Below are 19,374 nucleotides of genomic sequence, written 5' to 3' on the forward strand. Positions count from 1 at the left end.
CTGGTCCCCGTCGGCAAATCTCAGTGGTGGTGCCCCCGCCACGCGCCGGCCCTACTCTGGGAAGCATGGACCCCCACCACTTTCGGCAGGCCACGCCCGAGGACGCGCAGGCGCTCCTCGACGTCGAGCGCGCCGCCGGGGTGGCGGCTCTCGGCCACATCTTCCCGCCGGGCATGTACCCGTTCCCGTCCGACGAGGTCCGGGCGAAGTGGGAGGCCGCCCTCGTCGAGCCGGGCGTCCGGGTCCTCGTGCTCGACGACGAGGGCGACGACTCGCGGCTCGCCTGCTTCGTCGCCCACGACGAGCGGCTGCTGCGGCACCTGGCCGTGCACCCGTCCCGCTGGGGAGCCGGCCTCGCGCGTGCGGCGATGAACGCGGCCGTCGCCGAGATGGACGACCCGCGCCTGTGGTGCCTCTCCGACAACGACCAGGCGATCGGCTTCTACGAGCACCTCGGCTGGCGCCGCACCGGGCGCAGCCAGGTGTCGGAGTTCCCGCCGTTCCCGGACCAGGTGGAGATGGCCCTCCCCCGCCCTTCCCAGGGCGTCTGACTACAGGTCGACCAGACCTGCCCGGTACCCCAGCACCACGGCCTGGGTCCGGTCCCGGGCCTGCAGCTTCGCGAGGACGGACGCCACGTGCGTACGCACCGTCTCCACCCCGACCACGAGCGACGTGGCGATCTCGGCGTTCGTCATCCCCTGCGCCACCAGACCCAGCACCTCCCGCTCGCGCGGCGTCAGCACCGGCGCCCCGCTCGTCGCGCGCGGCCGCGACCGGATCAGGTCCCGCAGCGCCTCCGGGTACAGCAGGCTCTGCCCGACGGCGACCGTGCGGACCGCCTGCACCATCTCGTCGGCCCCGGCGCGCTTGAGCAGGAACCCGGACGCCCCGACCGTCAGCGCGTCGAGCACGTAGCCGTCGTGCTCGAAGGTCGTCACCACGAGTACCCGCGGCGGCTCCGGCAGGCGCAGCACGAGCTCGGTCGCGCGCAGGCCGTCCACGCCGGGCATCCGCACGTCCATGCAGACGACGTCGGGCCGCAGGGTGCGGGCCAGCTCGACCGCCTGGGCGCCGTCACCGGCCTCGCCGACCACCTGGAGGTCGGGCTCGGCGTCCAGGATGAGACGCAGACCGCTGCGGACGAGCGGCTCGTCGTCGGCGACGAGCACCCGGACCGGGGTGTCAGACATCAGGGTCCTTCCGGTTGGTTCTGCCAGGGGCACGCTCACCGGTCCGTCCTGCTGCCGGCAGGGGCGCGCAGGGCAGGGTCGCACGAAGTACCCAGCGTTCGCCCGCACGACCCGCCTCGGCCGTGCCGCCGAACAGCGCGACGCGCTCCCGGATGCCGGACAGCCCGCGCCCGCCGGACCGGCGCCGACCGGGTCGCACGCCGTCGCGGACCGCGTTGACCACCTCGATCCACACCCCGTCGCCGTCGTACCCCACGGTGAGCTCGACCGGCCCGGGCGCACCGTGCCGGTGCGCATTGGTCAGTGCCTCGGTGACGATCCGCTGCACGGTCCGGCTGAGCAGCGCCGGCAGCCCGGCCGGGAGATCGATCTGAGCGCTCAGGTCCAGCCCGGCCCTGCGATGAGCGGAGACGACGTCGCCGAGGGCCGGCGCCAGGGCGACGGGCGCCTCGTCGTCGGCGTCGTCCCGGAGAACGGCGAGGAGCTGGTCGAGCTCGGTGAGCGCCGACCGGGCGGTGTCCTCGATCGCGGCCAGGGCCTCGGCTGCCGTGTCCGGGTTGGCGGCGACGACCCGCCGTCCGGCCGCCGCCTGGACGCTGACGACGGTGAGCGCATGACCGATCCCGTCGTGCAGCTCGCGCGCCAGGCGCGTGTGCTCGGCCTCGCGGCGGGCCCTGGCGAGAACCGTCTCCATCCGGTCGTGCGCGGTGGGACCGAGCACCCGCCCCGCGAGCGCCGAGGCAGCTGCCCCGAGCGGCCAGGTCGCCACGAGGGCCAGCAGGGCAAAAAGGGTGCACGCGATCAGCCGCAGGACGAGCGACACCGGGCCGGTCGGCAGCGGTAGCCCGGTGTAGAACGAGTCCTGGGACCGGAACGACTCCCCCGCGAGCGCCTCGACACCGATCAGTACCGCCATCGGGATGCCCGCGAACAGCCCGGCCGCGACGAGCAGGCCCGAGGCCAGGTGCCCGGCCACCCACACGGCGGTCCGGATCCGGTGTGCGGGCCGGGGCTCGGCCGGCACCACGAGCTCGTCGTCCACGTCGAGCAGTGCGCGGGCCGCCGTGACCTCCAGCTCCCGCGCACCCGGCACCAGCCCGAGGCCGATGGCGGCCGCGAGGGTCGCGACCGCCAACGCCCAGGTGGGCACCAGTCCCGCCGAGATGTTCAGCAGGCTGTAGACCAGCAGCAGCAGGGCGAGCCCGATCGCCCCGCCCAGCATGTGCCAGGCGAACCGCCGGGCGAGGTACCGCGTCAGATACCGCTTCGTCGCCTGCATGCCGTCATCCTCTCCGGTCGTGGGGGTCGCCTGCCAGGTCAAAACGGTCGGTCACATGGCCGGTCACACGGCCGGGAGCTGGTTCAGCGACCGCTCGTCGGCGTCGAGCGCGGCCGCTCGCTCGGACTGGAGCCGGTGGGCGACGTAGCCCCAGACCGCGAGTGCCAGGGCCGGGCCCCAGTACCAGCAGGGGAAGGCGATGGCGCCGATGATCTGGTCGCCGATGCTGTGCTCGCGGCCCAGCAGGAGCATGGGGAGGGCCGAGAAGCTGAGGGTCACGGCGATCAGGCCCCCAGGCACGGCGGCAGCCGCGATCGGCACGCGGCGGCCGGCCAGGCCCGGCATCCACCGGGGGAACACCTCGCCCCAGGGGCGGATCAGGCCGAGAGTGAGGAAGAAGCCGAGCCAGGCACCGCTGGACAGCGCGAGCCCCCAGATCCGCGTGGACATGTCCATGCCGTCGAACCCGAGCTGGGGCCACGGCGTGAGCCACGTGAGCCGGATCAGGGCGTAGGGGAGCGGTCCGGTGGCAGCCACGATCGTGATGGCGCGGCGGTGCCTGACCACCCAGGCGGTGGCGCGGTTCATCGCCGACATGCCGGACAGGGCCTGGGCTCCGACCATGGCCCACAGCGTGCCGAGCACCAGGATGAGCAGCGTGACGAGGATGGTCGCGCCCTGGCCCGCGAAGCCCGCGACGAGCCCGGTGAAGATGCCGGCGATGGCGTCGCGTCCCGCGATGATGCCGACCACGAGAGCCACCAGGCCGGGAATCCCGACCACCCAGCGGGCCACCCGGTACCGCCGGACCAGCTGGACGAGCATGACCACCACGGCGACCGGCATGAGGAGCGCGACGAGGTAGCCCACCGTGGAGAGCGGGCCGGTGCCCTGCAGCAGCACCCCGAACACGAGGAGCTGCAGCACACCGGCGCCGACGCGGCCCCGTGTGCCCAGGGCGCCGGCGAGGCCGGCGATCCCGGCCGCGACGCCGGCCAGCGCGGTGACGACATGGACGGTGATGGCGACCTCCGGCCCGGCGAGTCCTGCCAGGAGCGCCGTGGCGAGCTCGGTGTACGGGTTGGGCCAGAGGCCGAACATCCAGGCGAGCCCGAGCAGCGCGACGGCGCCGCTCGCGAGGGTGGCGCCGAGGAGAGTGGCGCGAGCGAGGCGTTCCATGACGGTTCCTTCCGGTCGATCGGTCGGTATGCCCTCACACTCCCGCCCGGCGGGTGCTCGCCCCCTCCCCCGGCCGGGGGATATCGGCTGGTGACCGGGGGATCCGCGGGGATAGTTTCCCGTTCATGACGTTCGACGAGGAGATTGCCGAGGGGCTGGCCGTCCCGACCGACGGCTGGGACTTCTCCTGGTTCGCGGGCCGGGCCACCGAGGAGCGCCCCGGTTGGGGTTACGTGCAGCTCTGCGGCGAGCGGCTGGGTCAGGTCGACTCGGTGCTCGACGTCGACACCGGCGGCGGTGAGGTGCTCGCGGAGGCACTGGGACTGGCGGAACGGGTGCCGGGCACCGTGCGGGCCACGGAGAGCTGGGCGCCCAACTACGAGCTCGCCTCGGCGGCGCTGGCGCCGTTCGGCGGTGTGGTGTCCCTGGTCGACGGCCCGACCGCTCCCCTGCCCTTCGACGACGGGTCGTTCGGGCTGGTGGCGAGCCGCCACCCGGTCTCGTTCCCGTACGCCGAGGCCGCGCGGGTGCTGGCTCCGGGCGGCACGCTGCTGGTCCAGGAGGTCGGAGCGGGTTCGAACCGTGCCCTGTACGAGTTCTTGATGGGGCCGCAGGTGAACCACGACGCCGAGTACCTGGACGACGTACGCGCGCAGGTCGCCGACGTCGGACTCGACCTGGTCCGGTTGCAGGACGCGTTGACGCGGGTCGAGTTCTTCGACCTGGCGGCGGTGGTGCACTTCCTGCGCAAGGTCCTGTGGACGGTGCCCGACTTCTCGGTCGAGCAGTACGGGGACCGGTTGCGGGCGCTGCGGGAGCACATCGCGGAGCACGGGTCGTTCGTCTGCCACAGCCGCCGCACGCTGGTCGAGGCGCGGCGGGCCTGACCGGTCCCGGGCCGGGTCAGGGCAGCCCGGGCGGCTTCCCGTTCACGTCCTCGCGGGCAGCCGGTACGTCCCCGCGCTGCGCCGTCAGGTCACGCGGCGTGAGGGTGAAGCCCTGCCAGTGCATCTCCATGGGGCTCTGGTCCTCGTCGCGAGCGACGTGGTGGAACCCGACGGCGACCCAGGTGACGACGTCGGAGAGCTGCGCCTCGTCCTGTGCGAAGTCGAGTACACCCGCACCGCAGGTGCCCTCCTTGTTGGCGGTGGCGAAGAGCTGGCAGTCGTTCGCCTCGGTGAACGCGATGGCGTAGCCGGCGCCGGCGCCGTCGCCCGCACGGCTCTCGTGCCGGTGGTCCTGGGTGAGCTCGAACGGCGTCGTCGCGCCCAGCTCGACCTGGTAGGAGATCTCGTGCCCGTCGTCGTTGACCACGTCAGGGTTCACCACGCGCCACCAGCGCCGGTCCGCAGCCGTCGCGGTGCCCTCGCGCGGGATCCGGGTGAGGCCGCCCTCGACGAGCGGCGACCGCGGCCCTAGCTCGCCGGTCGGTGCGGCGTCGTACTGCTCCACGACCTGACCGCCCCGGCCGCCGAGCGCCCAGTGCACCCGCCACACCGCGTTGTGCGAGTGGCTGGTGGCGTAGTCCGTGTCCCCGGGGCCCACCGGCCAGCCGTGGGCTGGGTCGTCCCCGTAGTCCTCCGGGGACAGGTCGCCGGTCGCGCCGAGGTCGGACCGGATGCTGCCGTCACTGCCGAACGTGTACTGGCTGACGTACTCGTACCAGCCCACCTTCGAGATCGTCGCGAGCCGGAGGTCGGCACGCCGCGCCACCTCGGTCCCGGCGCTGTCACTGCTGCGGTAGGCGATCCCGCCGTCGACGACCTCCTGGCAGAGGACCGGACGCCGCTCACCGCCACCACCCATCGTTCCGTCGCCGATCTTCGGCACGAACGTCTCGATCCGCTCGCCGAGACACTCGGTCTCGGTCAGGGTCATCATCTGGGGGCCGCCGAAACCCTGCGTGGTGATGTCCTCGGTGTTACGCAGACCGGTGTCGTACGGCACCTCCAGCTGCCCGATGGACAGCTCGGCGAGCACCTGCACCGCCGCGTGGCCGGCGGGGGCGAAGTGCACGTCCTCGAGCACCAGTCCCCGGTCGGAGTCGACTCGCCAGCACATGGTCCACGTGGAACCGCTGGGCAGGCCCTCCGCGATCGGCTCGTTCTCCGGGCACGTCACGTCCACGGCGCCCGGCACCGGCGTCTCTTCTCCTCGCTGGACCGGGGCGGCGGGCAGGGCCTGCTCCACCACCAGGATCGCGGCGACCACGAGTGCGACGATGGCCGCCGCTGCGACGACCGCCGGAATCACTCCACGTCTCGGCGACAGCTCGGGCACGTCTCCCCCTTCGGTCTCGTGCGCGGCCCGCGTACGGGCTCTTCCGTACAGGACCGGCCCGGTGCGACGACGTCGCACCGGGCCGGTCTTACTGCTTCAGACACTTGCTCACCGAGTCATGGACTCAGTGCGTCAGACGGAACGCTTGTCGTCCGACATCCGGCCCATCGCGGTAGCGAAGGCCTGGCTGATCTCGCGGCGACGCTTGATCATGACCGCACCGGCGCCGAGGAGCAGCACCGTGGCAGCGATGAGCGCCGTCACGTTCGCACCGGTCGCGGCGAGGTCGCCGTCACCGGCACCGGCACCGCTGGCGCCGGAGTCGTCGCCGTCACCCGAGCCACCGGTCGAACCGCCGATGACGATGATCGGCGCCTGAGCGCCCTCCCGGCCGTCGTCCGGCCGAGCGTCGACGATGATGACACCCGGCGGGGTCCCCTCGGGAACCGTGATCGGGGTCGTGAAGCCACAGTCGTCGTCAACCGTCACGGTGACCGGGTCACCGATGTCGTTGCCCTGGGTGTCCTTGAGCTGGACGATGACGGTGGCGCCGGCCGGGAAGCCGGTGCCCGTGACCGTGACCTCGGCGCCGGCCTCGACCGCGGCCGGGTTGACGACGATGCTCGGGTCCGTGCACTCGTCACCCGGGGGGTTCGTGCCCGGCGGCAGGATCTCGAGCGGTGCCTCGGCACCCGGGCTGTCGTCCTCGGGCTCGGCCTCGACGACGTGGTCGCCGGGCTCTGCGTCCTCAGGAACCGTCAGGTCCGTGATGAAGCCACAGGCCTCGTCCGGGACGACCGTGATCGGGTCGCCGACCGCGTTGCCCTCGGCGTCGCGCAGCTGCACGACGACCGGGACGCCGGCCGGGAAGCCCTGGCCCACGACGTGGACGGTGTCACCCGGGTAGGCAGCACCCGGCTCGACGGTCAGGGTCGGGTCCATGGCGCAGATGTCGGAGCCCGCGACCACTGCCAGCGGGGCCTCAGCGGCCTGACCGGTGGTGTCGTCCGTACCCACGACCGGGTAGACGCCGAGCTCGGCGTCAGCCGGAACCGGGACCGGAACAGTGAACGAACCGTCCGAGTCGGTGTCGACCGGGATGGCGTCACCAACGGGCTCGCCGTCGGGGTCGGTCAGCTGGACGGTCGCGGTCGAGTCAGGCGTGTAGCCCTCGCCGGTCGCGATGGTCGACTGGCCGGGAGCGACCGTGACGGGGTTGAGCGTCAGGGACGGGTCGATCTCACCGGGCGGGGTGCCACCGTCGCCGTCGGGCGAGATGCGGACCGCGGCGTTGCCCAGGTTGATCCGGGCGATCTCGTCCGCCGGCAGCAGCGCGATGCTGAGCGCGTTCAGGTCGAACGACGTGACGACCTCGGCCGCCTCCGTCGAGGTCAGGGTGACCTCGGAGCTCTCCGACACCTGGCGGTTGATCGTGATCGAGATGACCTCGGCCAGGACCTCGAAGACCGGCGAGAGCAGCTCGCGGATCGGCTCCGTGATGGCGCCCGTCTTGAGGTCGTTGATCAGCAGCTCGAAGATCTCGTCGCCCTCGTCGCTGATCACCAGGTCGTACACCGGAGCGAGAAGGTCGGAGACTGCCGGGCCCAGCGTGTTGATGGTGGTGACGAGAACCGCGGCGACCGGCGCCATGGTGCCCGTGCTGTTGTCGACGGCCTCGGGGAAGTTGCCGTCCACCACCGACGTCAGCGGGATGGCCCACGAGACGTCCAGCGTGCCCGTGCCCAGCGCGCCCTCCTCGTAGAAGGCGACGTTGACCGTGACGGCGTCGAGGGAGTCCTCGATCGCGCCCAGGAGGACGTTGGTGACTTCCTCCATGAGCTCGTGCACGGTCTCCGCGATGAGCGGGTAGGTCGTGTCGTCGATGAGCTCCGTGTTCGGCGGCAGAGCGTTGAGGCCCTGCTCGCTCCCGTCCGGGTTGTCGATGAGCTGGTCGAGGTGCACCTGGAGCTCACCGGTCGACAGGTCGATCGTGAGGAGCTGGTTCGCCGACGTGATCGGCTCGGCCACCACGGACTCGAACAGCGTGTCCTGCATGTTGCTGTCCACGGTGATCGAGGGCGTCGGAACGCCCGGGACCGTGTCGAACAGGCCGGTCAGGGCGCTGTCGTCCAGGTTCGTGCCGACGAGGTCCTCGACGGCCGTGTCGATCGAGCCACCGATGTCGTGGATGGACGCGGCAGCGTCCTCGACGATCGGCGAGTGCAGGAACAGGTCCAGGTCGGCCACGCGGTACTGGCCGAGGCCACCCACGCCGTCCTGGTCCAGGATCACGCCGTCCTCGGCGCGCACCTCGGCCGCGCCGGCACCGACCTGGAGCAGCAGCTGGTCGACGATCTCGTCCGTCAGGCTGTCGACGCCCAGCAGGCGTGCGACCGACAGGACGTCCACGGACGCCTTGCCGAAGTCCTCGGTCTCGCCGTCCAGCGTGACACCGCCGTCCGCGCCGAGCAGGCCGGAGACAGCGTGCGCGTCGACTGGGGAGGACGCCTCGCTCTTGCTGGCCAGCGCACCGAGCTGACCGAAGTCCAGGATCTCGTCGAGGGGAACCTCGATGTCACCAATGCGAACGAGCTCGGATCCGAGCAGCTCGACGTTGAGGTTGCCCTCGTTCGGCCCGGGGTTCGACTCAGAGCCGGCATCCGAGTAGGCGGCTGCGAGCAGCGCCTCCTGGAAGAGCGTCGAGTCGAGGACGCTCGCTGCGGCCTCGGACGGCTCCTCCGGGTAGTTGTCCACTGCGACCGCGGGCAGTCCGGTGGCTGTGACCACGACTGCGGTTGCCGCGGCCGTCGCCAGGGACCGGCGCCACGGGACGCTTCCCCTCCGGCGTCGGGACGGTACTTGCGTTCGGTTCAAGAGAACTCACTCCTCCATATACACGCTTCAAGAAAAGCGTCCGGATCGGTACGTGATCACGTCCGGATCGGTCGGGGCGGGGCGTATGACACACCGGTGCCCGGGCTTTAGCGAACAGTGGTTCCCAGGGACCTGCCAGGCAGGGCGGCAATCGTGCGCTGACGCAACCCAACGCAACGGGTCGTGCGTTCTACGCGAGCAGAGGCGCAACAAAGGCATCCGCGCGCACATCGGCGGAAAGAAGTGAAGGTAGTCCGAAATGCCGGGTGAAAAACGCCAGCAATAGCGGGTGAAAAATCTGCGCTCGAGTTGCGCGTCAGCTGCCGGCGAGCCAAGCAGGCGGACGGGTCTCGGCAAGGCGCACCAGGTCCCTCCGGTCCCGGATGCCGAGCGTCGCGTACGCCCGGCGCAGCCGGTTCACGACGGTCCGCTCGGACACGAAGGTCGCCTGGGCGATCTGTGAGTTGGTCGCTCCGTGCACCGCGAGCCGCACCATCTCCCGCTCGTGCCCGCCGAGCACCTCCCACTCGGGTCCGGTGCCACCGCTCGCGTCGGCCTCGGCGAGGAACGCATCGATGCCCCGCAGCCAGCCGGACATCCCGGCGAGGCGCACGAGCGTCCTCGCCTCGTCGAGCATCGCGTCGCCCGTCGAGCGACCACCACGGGTCACGGCGTACCGCCCGTACGCGACCAGCATGCGCGCACGCTGCCAGGGCGACATGGGCGCCGTCGACGCCTGCAGCGCGGCCTCGAACGCGGCCGACGGCGTCCCGTCGTCGGCCAGGAGGGCGCAGAGCCGGGTGTAGGCGGCCGCGACGTCCGGGGCCGACCGCTCCTCCGGCGCGAGAGGCGGGTCGAGCAGCCGCTGGGTCCGGGGCCCGACCTTGCCCGGCGGCGTCGATGCCATCACGGCCTCCACGAGGTCGCAGCGCACCTGTACGCGCCCCCGGTAGGGCCAGGCGCAGTGCTCGAGCGCGATGGTCAGCAGCGCGACGGCCCCTTCCGCCTGTCCGACGACGAGGTGCGCGGCACCCAGGTCCGCGGCGTACTCGCCGAGCACCCGGGGCGACCAGCTACCCGCCTGGGCGGGCACCGTGCTCGCGGGGACGGTGCCGTCGGCGACGGCGTCCGCGGCGGCGCGCATCCCGCGGACCGGCAGCCACCCGTCGACCGACGGGCGCAGCTCTGCCGCCCGCGCGAGGTGCGCGCGAACGTCGACAGCTCGCCCGTCGAACGCGGCCACCCGGGCCGCGGCGAGGTCACGCGCCACGATCTCCGCCACCGTTCGTCCTGGTGTCGCGCCGGAATGGTCGGCGAGCAGGCCACGTGCACCCACCACGTCACCAAGGGCCAGGAGAGCACGCACCTGGAGGTCCACCCCCACCCAGTCCTGGCCCGGGGTGGGTCCGAGCAGTCGCAGGTCGGCCCGGAGCGCGGCGGGGTCGGGCAGCTCGCCGGTGTCCTCGAGACCCAGCAAGGCCTCGGCGACCCGCGCTCCCGCGGCACGGGCCGCGGTGTCGCCCACGGCCGCCGGCTCGCGCCACCAGAGGTGGTCGGTCCACTCCGGCCCCACGCCGTCCGGTACCAGCGGGCCTCCGCCGTGGTCCCGCCAGGTACGGCCGGCCATCAGCGAGACCCCCACGGCACGCGCGGCCAGGCGTGGGCCGGGTGCCGCCGCGACGGCCGCCCACGCCCGCGTCGGCAGGTCGTCCAGGTGCAGCCCGTCGAGGACGCTCGCCACCTGGCCCGGGCCCGTCCCCACGCGGTCCACCGGCTGGGTCTCACGGCCGTCGACGTGACCGTCGGTCCCGCGCGCCTCCCGGCACAGCAGTGCCAGCAGCGGGTGCCGCACCGTCGCGCGACCGTCGCGGCGCGCGACCGAAGCGCCGCCCAGGGGCGCGGTCGCGAGTGCGGTCATCGTCGCCGGGTCGAGGCCGGCCAGCATCGCGCGATACGCGCGCCGGGCACCCGAGCTGACGCTCTCGGGCCCCGACCAGGCGACGTCACCGCACAGCTCCGCCGCGCTCAACGAACCGGCGAGCTCGAGGGCGAGTCGGGGGTTGCCGGCGCTCCACCAGCGCAGGTGCTCCACGACGTCGGTCGCCACGGGGACGCTCAGCTCCATGTCGAGCACCCGCCGCAGGGGCAGCCGGTCGAGCGGGCCGAGCTCGAGCACCTCGACGTCGTCGGACAGCTGGTCCACGGCGATGCTCCGCACCGCGGCGATCACCCGCCAGTCCTGTCCGTAGGCCTCGTCCGCCAGGTGCTGGAGCCACCGTGCGCGCTCGGCGGTGAGCACTCCCACGTCGTCGATGAAGAGCACGCGCGGCCCCGGTCCGCCGTCGCCGGCCCAGACCGAGACCGCGCGGAGAAAGCCTGCCGCGTCGAAGGCGGAGTCGTGCTCCTCGTGGTCGGGAACCGACCAGGCGGACAGGTCGATGCGCCGGCTGTTGTCCAGGTCGTGCGCCGAGGGCCGTGGCGAGCACGGTCGGACGACCCGCACCGCGGACGCTCCCGCACCGACCTGCTTCAGCGCGTGGAGCACCGTCGCCGTCTTGCCGATCCCGCTCAGTCCGCGCACGACGAGGACCGTCGGGTCGAGGTCGGTCGCGAAGTGCCCGATGACCCGCAGCTCACGATCACGCCCGTGGACCATGCGGTCCCTCCCCCTGCTGCCTGCCTGGCTCGCCCATGCCGTCGGCACTGCCGAAGGCACTGCCACGGAAGGCCCGTAACTTGATGGCACGCACACCCCAATTCGCCACTTACATGAACATTTATCAGTAGCGCCTCAGGAGTCTATGACAGGAGATGAATCGTGCAGCGCGTGGCTGTGGTACGGAAAATTACGGCTCTCGCTGGCGCGTCTCCGGCAGGTACGCGAAACTTGCGCGCCCGGAAATAGATGGTGGAATGTCCATTTCCAGGAATCGGGCATCACGCCAGCGGGCCGAGCAATTCCCGCCGGTCCGCCTCGGGCCGGTCCGAGGCGTCGAGCACGTCGACGAGCTTCTTCTCCTCGTACCGGAAATGTGTCTCCATCACTGCCTCGACACCGTCGAGGTGCTGCAGCAGCTCGTCCCGGCCCGCACCCGACATCGCGGCGCGCTCCAGCTCGCCCAGCAGCTGGTCGAGCATGGAGTGGTCCCGCTTCAGGTCGGCGACCACCGGGGCCAGGCCGGGTTCGGCCGCCAGCACGACGTCGAACAGAGTCGCGTCCTCGCTGCGGTGGTGGCCGGTCAGCGCAGCGCAGAAGCCGACGCAGTAGAGCTGGAGATCCCGCGCCGCCGTCGGCCCGGCCGCGCCGTCCTCGACCGCGGACCGGGCCACCTCGAGGGCCTCTCGCAACCGCCGGTGCACCTCACGGAGCTCCTGTCCCCAGGCGACGACGCGTTGACTCATCGGGCCACCCTAACGCCCGGCCTGCCGGGTCGGTCCGGGCCGCCGGCGTCAGTCGCGCAGCAGCTCGGCGACCACGGCCGGGACGGCCCGCGCGATCTCCAGCGCCGCCACAGGGCCCCCGGCGGACGCTCGCGCTGCCGCACGGCCGTGCACCAGCACCGCGACCGCCGCGAGCCGGGCGGCGAGGGTCTCGTCCTCGACGACGTCGGCGGAGCGGCCGGCCAGCAGCGTGCCCAGGATCCCGGCGAGCACGTCGCCGGCCCCTGCAGTAGCCGTCCAGGCCGGCGCGTCGGCCTGGGCGTAGGCGTCGCCGGGCCCCGCCACCACGGTGATCGCACCCTTGAGCAGCACCGTCGCCCCGGTTGCCTGGTGCGCCGTGCGCACCCAGTGCAACGGCTGGGCCTCGACCGCCGCCCGGTCCACGTCGTGTCCGAGCCCCTGGAGCAGCTCCGCCAGCTCCCCGGCGTGCGGGGTCAGCACCGCCCACGCCGGGAGTCGGTGCTCCAGCATGGTGAGCGCACCCGCGTCGATGACGGCGGGCATCTTGCCGCCGGTGACATCCTCGGACAGCACCCCCGTCACGGCCGCGAGCGCCCCGAAGATCCGGCGGGCCTGGCCGTCGCCGTCCGGTCCGGCCTCCGGGTCGACCGCGGGGACACCGGGTCCGAGCACCCAGGACTGGACGCGTCCGCCCGTCACGACGACCTCGGGGCGCTCGAGCAGCACGCGGCTGCCGACCGCCTCGGGGCCCAGGTAGCGCACCATGCCGGGTCCGGCCAGCACGGCGCCCGACGTCGCGAGGACCGCTGCCCCCGGGTAGGTGGTCGTCCCGGCGATCACGCCGACGACGCCTCGCGTGTACTTGTGGTCGTGCGGGCTCGGCGTCGGCCACAGGGCGGCCACGTCGGCCGGCTCCACCCGCCGCACGCGGCCGGCTGCCGGGTCGGTACCGGCCATGGCGTGCCGCCCGGTCGTCACGCCCCAGATCGCGCCCCATCCCTCGCTGCCCGAGACGGGAGGAAATCCGACGTCGATGAGCTCGACCTCGCCGGCGAGGTGCGCCGCCGGCGGCAGGAGCAGGCCGGGCTTGAGGGCGCCGAACGTGACCGTACGGTCGGCGGGCAGGACGGGGCCCAGCACCACGCCGTCGTCCACGCCGATCCCGCTCGGGATGTCGACGGCGACGGTGTACGGCCAGCGCTCGCCCGCGGTCTCGCGCGCTTCGGCGAGCGTCCGCACGAGACCGCCGGCGGGCGGGCGCAGTGCGCCCCGCGCGCCGACGCCGACGAGGCCGTCGAGGATCACGTCGGACTCGAGGGCGGACCGGACCACGGAGGGGACCCGGATGTCGGCGAGCGTGAGCACCTTGCCGCCGGCCACCCGGAATGCGGCGAGCCCGTCCTCGTGCGCGCGCGTCGATGCCAGGACGGCGGTGACCCTCATGCCGCGACGCGCGAGGTGGGCGCCGGCGAACAGGGTGTCGCCGCCGTTGTTGCCCGGGCCGACGAGCAGGAGTGCCTGCGCACCGCGCACGTCACCTCTGGAGCCCGCCATCCGGCGGGCTCGAGCCCTGGCCCTGCCGGGGAGGCCGTCGGAACCGAGGCTGCCGCGCAAGCGCGTGCCACTCGGGCGTCCGGGCCGGTAGCCAGGGGCCCGTCCGTCGGCAGGACGGGCCCCTACCTCCCGGAGCACCGTCTGCGCCAGCGCATACGCCGCTCTGGCCATGAGCGGCTCGCCGGCTGCGATCAGTGGCTCTTCGGCCTTTCGTACCTCGTCGGAACTCCATGCGTCTTTCACAGTCCTATAGTGCCGCTTCCGCCGCCCTCCGAGGTACCAAACCCCGGCATTGTGGACGAGCCCTCCCCTCCGGAACCTGGTCGGCATAAGGTCGGGCCATGCGATTCGGACTCTTCATCCCGCAGGGCTGGCGCCTCGACCTGGTCGACATCGCGCCCGCCGACCAATGGGCTTCCATGCTGTCCCTCGTGCACCGCGCGGAGAACCAGGCGGCCGGTGAGGCCGTTCCCGGCGGCGAGTTCGCCTGGGAGTCGGTGTGGGTCTACGACCACTTCCACACCGTGCCGCAGGTGACGAGCGAGGCCACGCACGAGGCCTGGACGCTCATGGCCGCGTTCGCGGCAGCCACGCAGCGCATCCGCCTGGGGCAGATGTGTACGTGCATGGCGTACCGCAACCCGGCCCACCTGGCGAAGATCGCCTCGACCGTCGACACCGTCTCCGGCGGACGCGTCGAGATGGGTATCGGCGCAGGGTGGTACGAGCACGAGTGGCGCGCCTACGGCCACGGCTTCCCGTCCGCCGGCGAGCGGCTCCGGGCGCTCGACGAGGGCGTGCAGATCATGGCGAACATGTGGCGCACCGGCTCCTCCGGCACCTTCGAGGGCAAGCGCTACCAGGTGGACGGCGCCCTCTGCTATCCGCAGCCCCTCCAGCAGCTCCCGGTGGGCGACGGTGGCGCCGAGGTGCCCTCCGTCCCCCTGTGGATCGCCGGTGGCGGTGAGAAGAAGACGCTGCGCATCGCCGCGCAGCACGCCCAGTACACGAACTTCGACGGCTCGCCGGAGGGCTTCGCGCACAAGTCGCGCGTGCTGGAGGGGCACTGCAAGGACGTCGGCCGGGACTTCGGCGAGATCACCCGGTCCGCCGACTACAACGTGGTGATCGGCGAGACCGAGGCCGACGTCGCCGAGCGCTTGGCCTGGATCGAGGCGCACCTGCGCACGTGGGCCCCCGAGAAGGCGGACCTGGAGATCAACACCTGGCGCGATGGGCTACTGGTCGGCACCCCGGAGCAGATCGTCGAGCGGCTGCGGGACATGCGGGGCCGTGGTCTGGAGTACGCGATCACCTACTTCCAGGAGGCGGCCTACGACCAGTCCGGCCTCGAGCTCTTCGAGAAGCAGGTCATCCCGGAGCTCCAGTAGGGCCGGGAGCTCGGGCGTCAGCCCTCCGCGATCACCATCGCCGACGCGATTCCCGCATCGTGCGAGATCGTGATGTGCCAGGTGCGCACACCGAGCTCGGCGGCGCGGGCGGCGACGGTGCCGCTCGCGTCGATGCGAGGGGGGCCGCCCACCGTGCGGTGCACGGTGACGTCGTGCCAGCGGAGGTTCCCCGGGGCGCCGAGCGACTTCGCGATGGCTTCCTTGGCCGCGAACCGAGCGGCCAGGGAGCTCGGCGGCAGCTCGCGCTCGACCTCGGTGAAGAGCTTCTCGCGCAGCCGGGGCGTGCGGTCGAGGGTCTCCATGAACCGGTTCACGTCGACCACGTCGATGCCCGTCCCGATGATCATTGGCTCAGCCTAAGGTCGCCGGCGACCACCGCTGATTTCATCCGCGTCCCGTGCGCTTTCGCCTTGCGCGTGATGCCCGTTTTCAGGCACTCTGTTCCAGTAATGTAGAGGTAAAGGTGGCGCCTGCATCGTACCGGCAGAGCGCCACCTTTCATGCGTAGGAGGCACCGTGCCCGAGGACGACGACAAGCTCCCCTTCCCCGTGGTCATGGTCGTGGTCTTCGGCGTCGTGATCGCGGCCATCATCAGCCTGCTCGTGTTCGTCGCCGTGTCCGGCTGACGCCGCCCGCTGCCTGCTGGGCTCGTCGGAGGCGGGCTACCTGCTCGTGGGCAAAGCGTCGGCCTCCGCCTCGACGCGGTCCAGCCACTCGCCCACCAACGCCTCGAACACCTCATGCTGCTCGATGCTCAGCGCGTGGCCCGCGCGGTCGAGGACCGCGAAGGTCGCCCGCGGGTAGTGCTCGACCAGCTCCCACACGTCGCGGTAGCCGGTGATCGAGTCCTGCCGGCCGACCACGAGGAGCACCGGATGCTCGAACGGCGCCGGTTCGACGGAGAAGGTCCCCGCGTAGCTCGCCTCGATCCGCAGGATCGCCGCCGGGTCGGCCGCTGCCAGTCCGGGCTCCACCTGCCGCTGGGTCGCCTGCCAGGTCTCCTCCGTCTGCACCACGAGGATCTCGTCCGCCTCGAGCACCTCGGTACCGACCCGTTCGGCCAGCGCCGGATCCCGCACCAGCACCTGGCGCCCCGGAAGCTGCCGCAGCTCATGGCGCGGTTCCACCACGGGAACCACGGCGGCCAGCCCGATCACCCGTCCGCCGTCGGCGGCGGCGAGCCCCCGCACCAGGTAGCCGCCGTACGACTGGCCGACGACGACGTACGGGCCATCGGGCACCAACGCCTCGACGGCACCGCGCAGGATCCGGAAGACGTCGTCGGTGCTCGCGACGTCGGACGCCGACGTACGCCCCATGCCCGGCAGGTCGACGTAGACGCGCCGCCAGCCGGGTCGCTCCGCGAAGACCGGCTCGAACCCGCCGGTCATGATCCGGTGGTCCACCGAGAACCCGTGGACCAGCACCACCGTGATCACTCCGGGCCCGCTCGGCCCGTGCTCCACGTAGTGCACCCGAACCCCGTCGACCTCCACGTACGCCACGTGTGCTCCTCTCGTCAGCCCAGAGGGTAGACGGCACCTCCGACATCCCGGATACCAGCGGTGTCCTCCGGCCGGACCAGGTGCCGCCAGCGGAACCACTTGCGGTCCAGCTCCTCAGGCAGGTCCACGTCGAACCGCCGGGCCACGAGCAGCAGCTGCGCCAGCGCGTCGGCGACCTCCCCGCGGAAGGCGTCGCGGATCTCCTCCTCGGACGAGCCGCGATCCCGCGAGCGACCCGAGAGGTTGAGAAACGCCTGCGTGAGCTCGCCGACCTCCTCGTGGAGCTTCAGCATGAGCCAGTCGTCGGTGCGCTCCACCCCGTGCACGCGCGCGTAGACGCGGCTGATGATCTCGACTTCGTCGGAGAGATTCTTGAGGTCCACGCCGCCGAGCGTCCCACAGCCGCTCCACTCGCCGCGCCGGGGCCGAACCGCAAGTCACGCGTCCACCCACGACTGTCCACGGACCGAACCGCAAGTCGCGCGTCCATCCACGACCGTCACCCGCGCCGAACCGCAACCTGGACGTGAAACCCGGCGCCCAACCGCAACCCACGCGTCCATCCGAGCCCAGATCGACGATCTTCCTGCGGCTCGACACCAGATTCACGACCAACTTGCGGCTCGGCACCCGGACCCACGACCAACCTGCGGCTCGACACCCGGACCCACGACCAACCTGCGGCCCGACACACCCGAGCCCCACCCCAGCACCTCGGTGCAGGGACCCGCCCCGTCCGCTACTCCACGGTCACGGACTTGGCGAGGTTGCGCGGCTGGTCCACGTCCAGGCCCTTCGCGGTCGCGAGCGCCATCGCGAAGATCTGCAGCGGCACCACGGCCAGCAGCGGCTGGAGCAGCGTGGGGGCCTGCGGGATCCAGAACACCTCGTCGGCGTACTTGCGGACCTCGTCGTCGCCGTCCTCGGCGATCACGAGGGTGCGCGCGCCACGGGCGCGGATCTCCTGGATGTTGGAGACCACCTTGGAGTGCAGGGAGTCACGTCCGCGCGGCGAGGGCACCACGACGAACACGGGCTGGCCCTCGTCGATCAGGGCGATCGGGCCGTGCTTGAGCTCGCCCGCGGCGAAGCCCTCCGCGTGGATGTACGCGAGCTCCTTGAGCTTGAGTGCACCCTCCAGCGCCACCGGGAACCCGACGTGGCGACCGAGGAACAGCACCTTGTCGGACTTCTCCATGGACCGGGCGGTCGCGCGTACGTACTCGCCGCGCTCGATGACCGTCTGGATCTTGCGCGGCATGTCGCGCAGCTCGTCGAGCAGGGCCACGATCTCGTCGGGGAACTTGTTGCCGCGCAGCTGCGCCAGGTACAGGCCCAGCAAGTAGGCGGCGGTGATCTGGGCGAGGAACGCCTTGGTGGAGGCGACGGCGATCTCGGGACCGGCGTGGGTGTAGAGCACGGCGTCGGACTCACGCGGGATCGTCGAGCCGTGGGTGTTGACGATGGAGATGACCTTGGCGCCCTGCTCGCGCGCGTGGCGCACGGCCATGAGCGTGTCCATGGTCTCGCCGGACTGCGTCACGGCGACGACCAGGGTGCGCTCGTCGACGATCGGGTCGCGGTAGCGGAACTCGTGCGCCAGCTCGACCTCGACCGGGATGCGGCACCAGTGCTCGATCGCGTACTTGGCCACGTGCCCGGAGTAGGCGGCGGTGCCACAGGCCACGACGATGATCTTGTTCACCGCGCGCAGCACCGACTCGTCGATGCGCAGGTCGTCCAGCACGAGTGCGCCGGTGGCGTCGGTACGGCCGAGCAGCGTGTCGGCGACGGCCTGCGGCTGGTCGTGGATCTCCTTGTCCATGAAGGACGCGAAGCCACCCTTCTCCGCGGCGGCGGCGTCCCAGTCCACGGTGTAGCGCTTGGCCTCGGCGGGCTTGCCGTCGAAGTCGGTCACGGCCACCGACGTCGGCGTGATCGTCACCACCTGGTCCTGGCCCAGCTCGAGGGCCTCCTTGGTGTGCGCGATGAACGCGGCGACGTCGGACCCGAGGAAGTTCTCCCCGTCGCCGAGGCCCACCACGAGCGGGGAGTCGTGCCGCGCGCCCACCACGGTCTCGGGGGCGTCCGCGTGGACCGCGAGCAGCGTGAACGTGCCGTGCAGTCGGCCGGCCACGGCCGTCATGGCCTCGGTCAGGTTCCCCGTCTCGCGGTACGCCTTGGCCACGAGGTGCGCGGCCACCTCGGTGTCGGTTTCCGAGCGGAACGTCACGCCGTCGGCCAGGAGCTCGGCCTTGAGCTGGGCGAAGTTCTCGACGATGCCGTTGTGGATCACGGCGAGCCGGTCGCCGTCGGCCAGGTGCGGGTGCGCGTTGGCGTCGGTGGGACCGCCGTGCGTGGCCCAGCGGGTGTGGCCGATCGCGGCGGTGGCCTCGGGCAGCGGATCCTGGTCGAGCGCCTCGATCAGGTTGGCGAGCTTGCCCGACTTCTTGGCCCAGGCGACACCGTCCAGCCCCGGCGCGACGAGCGCGACGCCGGCCGAGTCGTAGCCGCGATACTCCAGTCTGCGCAGCCCTTCGATGGCCACGGCAAGGGGCATGCCCGACGCCGTGGCGGCACCTGAGGCGTTGCCGTCTCCCGTAGTCGCAGCAGTTCCCGTGTAACCCACAATCCCACACATGCGGGCGAGTCTAGCGATGGTCCTGACCTGCCCCCATGACCGGGCTCACACGCC

Annotated in this window: 15 protein-coding genes; 3 read left to right on the top strand and 12 right to left on the bottom strand. The window is 72.0% G+C overall.

All coding sequences use genetic code 11. The annotated features are described in order from the left end of the window. Positions 1-65 precede the first annotated feature (65 nt). A complete protein-coding gene (locus ACFSL2_RS13345; protein ID WP_377198337.1) occupies positions 66-551 on the top strand; it encodes a GNAT family N-acetyltransferase in 486 nt (161 codons plus the stop codon). On the opposite strand, the gene ACFSL2_RS13350 is transcribed toward ACFSL2_RS13345, so the two are convergent. The 3 genes from ACFSL2_RS13350 to ACFSL2_RS13360 all read right to left on the bottom strand — a co-directional run bounded on the left by ACFSL2_RS13350 (position 552) and on the right by ACFSL2_RS13360 (position 3,651). Beyond that, positions 552-1,193 carry a response regulator gene (locus ACFSL2_RS13350; protein ID WP_377198338.1) on the bottom strand — a complete coding sequence of 214 codons (642 nt, stop codon included), beginning with the start codon at positions 1,191-1,193 and terminating at the stop codon, positions 552-554. Beyond that, a complete protein-coding gene (locus tag ACFSL2_RS13355) occupies positions 1,186-2,472 on the bottom strand; it encodes a sensor histidine kinase (protein WP_377198339.1) in 1,287 nt (428 codons plus the stop codon). Before ACFSL2_RS13355 ends, ACFSL2_RS13350 begins: the two co-directional genes overlap by 8 nt. Before the next feature lie 63 nt (positions 2,473-2,535). Continuing rightward, positions 2,536-3,651: a hypothetical protein gene (locus ACFSL2_RS13360; RefSeq protein WP_377198340.1), complete on the bottom strand. Its 1,116-nt coding sequence runs from the start codon at positions 3,649-3,651 to the stop codon at positions 2,536-2,538. Positions 3,652-3,776: 125 nt separating this feature from the next. Here ACFSL2_RS13360 and ACFSL2_RS13365 point away from each other — a divergent pair, with 125 nt between their 5' ends. Beyond that, positions 3,777-4,538 carry a class I SAM-dependent methyltransferase gene (locus tag ACFSL2_RS13365; protein WP_377198341.1) on the top strand — a complete coding sequence of 254 codons (762 nt, stop codon included), beginning with the start codon at positions 3,777-3,779 and terminating at the stop codon, positions 4,536-4,538. A 16-nt stretch (positions 4,539-4,554) separates the two neighbouring features. On the opposite strand, the gene ACFSL2_RS13370 is transcribed toward ACFSL2_RS13365, so the two are convergent. The 5 genes from ACFSL2_RS13370 to ACFSL2_RS13390 form a co-directional block, all read right to left on the bottom strand. Then, positions 4,555-5,931, bottom strand: coding sequence for a copper amine oxidase (locus ACFSL2_RS13370; RefSeq protein ID WP_377198342.1), 1,377 nt, complete (start codon positions 5,929-5,931; stop codon positions 4,555-4,557). Between the two features lie 132 nt (positions 5,932-6,063). Then, on the bottom strand, positions 6,064-8,718 hold the full coding sequence (locus ACFSL2_RS13375; RefSeq protein WP_377198343.1) for a choice-of-anchor G family protein: 2,655 nt from the start codon (positions 8,716-8,718) through the stop codon (positions 6,064-6,066). A gap of 403 nt (positions 8,719-9,121) precedes the next feature. Continuing rightward, positions 9,122-11,461, bottom strand: coding sequence for a helix-turn-helix transcriptional regulator (locus ACFSL2_RS13380; protein WP_377198344.1), 2,340 nt, complete (start codon positions 11,459-11,461; stop codon positions 9,122-9,124). A gap of 281 nt (positions 11,462-11,742) precedes the next feature. Next, the gene (locus ACFSL2_RS13385; RefSeq protein ID WP_377198345.1) at positions 11,743-12,207 is read right to left on the bottom strand and encodes a hemerythrin domain-containing protein; all 465 of its coding nucleotides are present in this window, start codon (positions 12,205-12,207) and stop codon (positions 11,743-11,745) included. A 48-nt stretch (positions 12,208-12,255) separates the two neighbouring features. Continuing rightward, entirely contained in the window at positions 12,256-14,004 is a 1,749-nt protein-coding gene (locus ACFSL2_RS13390) for a bifunctional ADP-dependent NAD(P)H-hydrate dehydratase/NAD(P)H-hydrate epimerase (protein ID WP_377198346.1), read from the bottom strand. A 98-nt stretch (positions 14,005-14,102) separates the two neighbouring features. Here ACFSL2_RS13390 and ACFSL2_RS13395 point away from each other — a divergent pair, with 98 nt between their 5' ends. Further along, positions 14,103-15,152 carry a TIGR03560 family F420-dependent LLM class oxidoreductase gene (locus ACFSL2_RS13395; RefSeq protein ID WP_377198347.1) on the top strand — a complete coding sequence of 350 codons (1,050 nt, stop codon included), beginning with the start codon at positions 14,103-14,105 and terminating at the stop codon, positions 15,150-15,152. A 17-nt stretch (positions 15,153-15,169) separates the two neighbouring features. Here the strand turns inward: ACFSL2_RS13395 and ACFSL2_RS13400 are convergent, their stop codons facing one another. The 4 genes from ACFSL2_RS13400 to glmS all read right to left on the bottom strand — a co-directional run bounded on the left by ACFSL2_RS13400 (position 15,170) and on the right by glmS (position 19,320). After that, on the bottom strand, positions 15,170-15,520 hold the full coding sequence (locus ACFSL2_RS13400) for a holo-ACP synthase (protein ID WP_377190291.1): 351 nt from the start codon (positions 15,518-15,520) through the stop codon (positions 15,170-15,172). Positions 15,521-15,836: 316 nt separating this feature from the next. Continuing rightward, positions 15,837-16,679: an alpha/beta fold hydrolase gene (locus tag ACFSL2_RS13405; protein ID WP_377198348.1), complete on the bottom strand. Its 843-nt coding sequence runs from the start codon at positions 16,677-16,679 to the stop codon at positions 15,837-15,839. Between the two features lie 14 nt (positions 16,680-16,693). Further along, a complete protein-coding gene (locus ACFSL2_RS13410; RefSeq protein ID WP_377198349.1) occupies positions 16,694-17,062 on the bottom strand; it encodes a nucleoside triphosphate pyrophosphohydrolase family protein in 369 nt (122 codons plus the stop codon). A gap of 356 nt (positions 17,063-17,418) precedes the next feature. Next, positions 17,419-19,320 carry a glutamine--fructose-6-phosphate transaminase (isomerizing) gene (gene glmS / locus ACFSL2_RS13415; RefSeq protein WP_377198350.1) on the bottom strand — a complete coding sequence of 634 codons (1,902 nt, stop codon included), beginning with the start codon at positions 19,318-19,320 and terminating at the stop codon, positions 17,419-17,421. Between the last annotated feature and the right edge of the window lie 54 nt (positions 19,321-19,374).

It is taken from the genome of Promicromonospora aerolata, assembly GCF_042682255.1.
GTDB classification, from domain to species: Bacteria; Actinomycetota; Actinomycetes; order Actinomycetales; family Cellulomonadaceae; genus Promicromonospora; species Promicromonospora aerolata.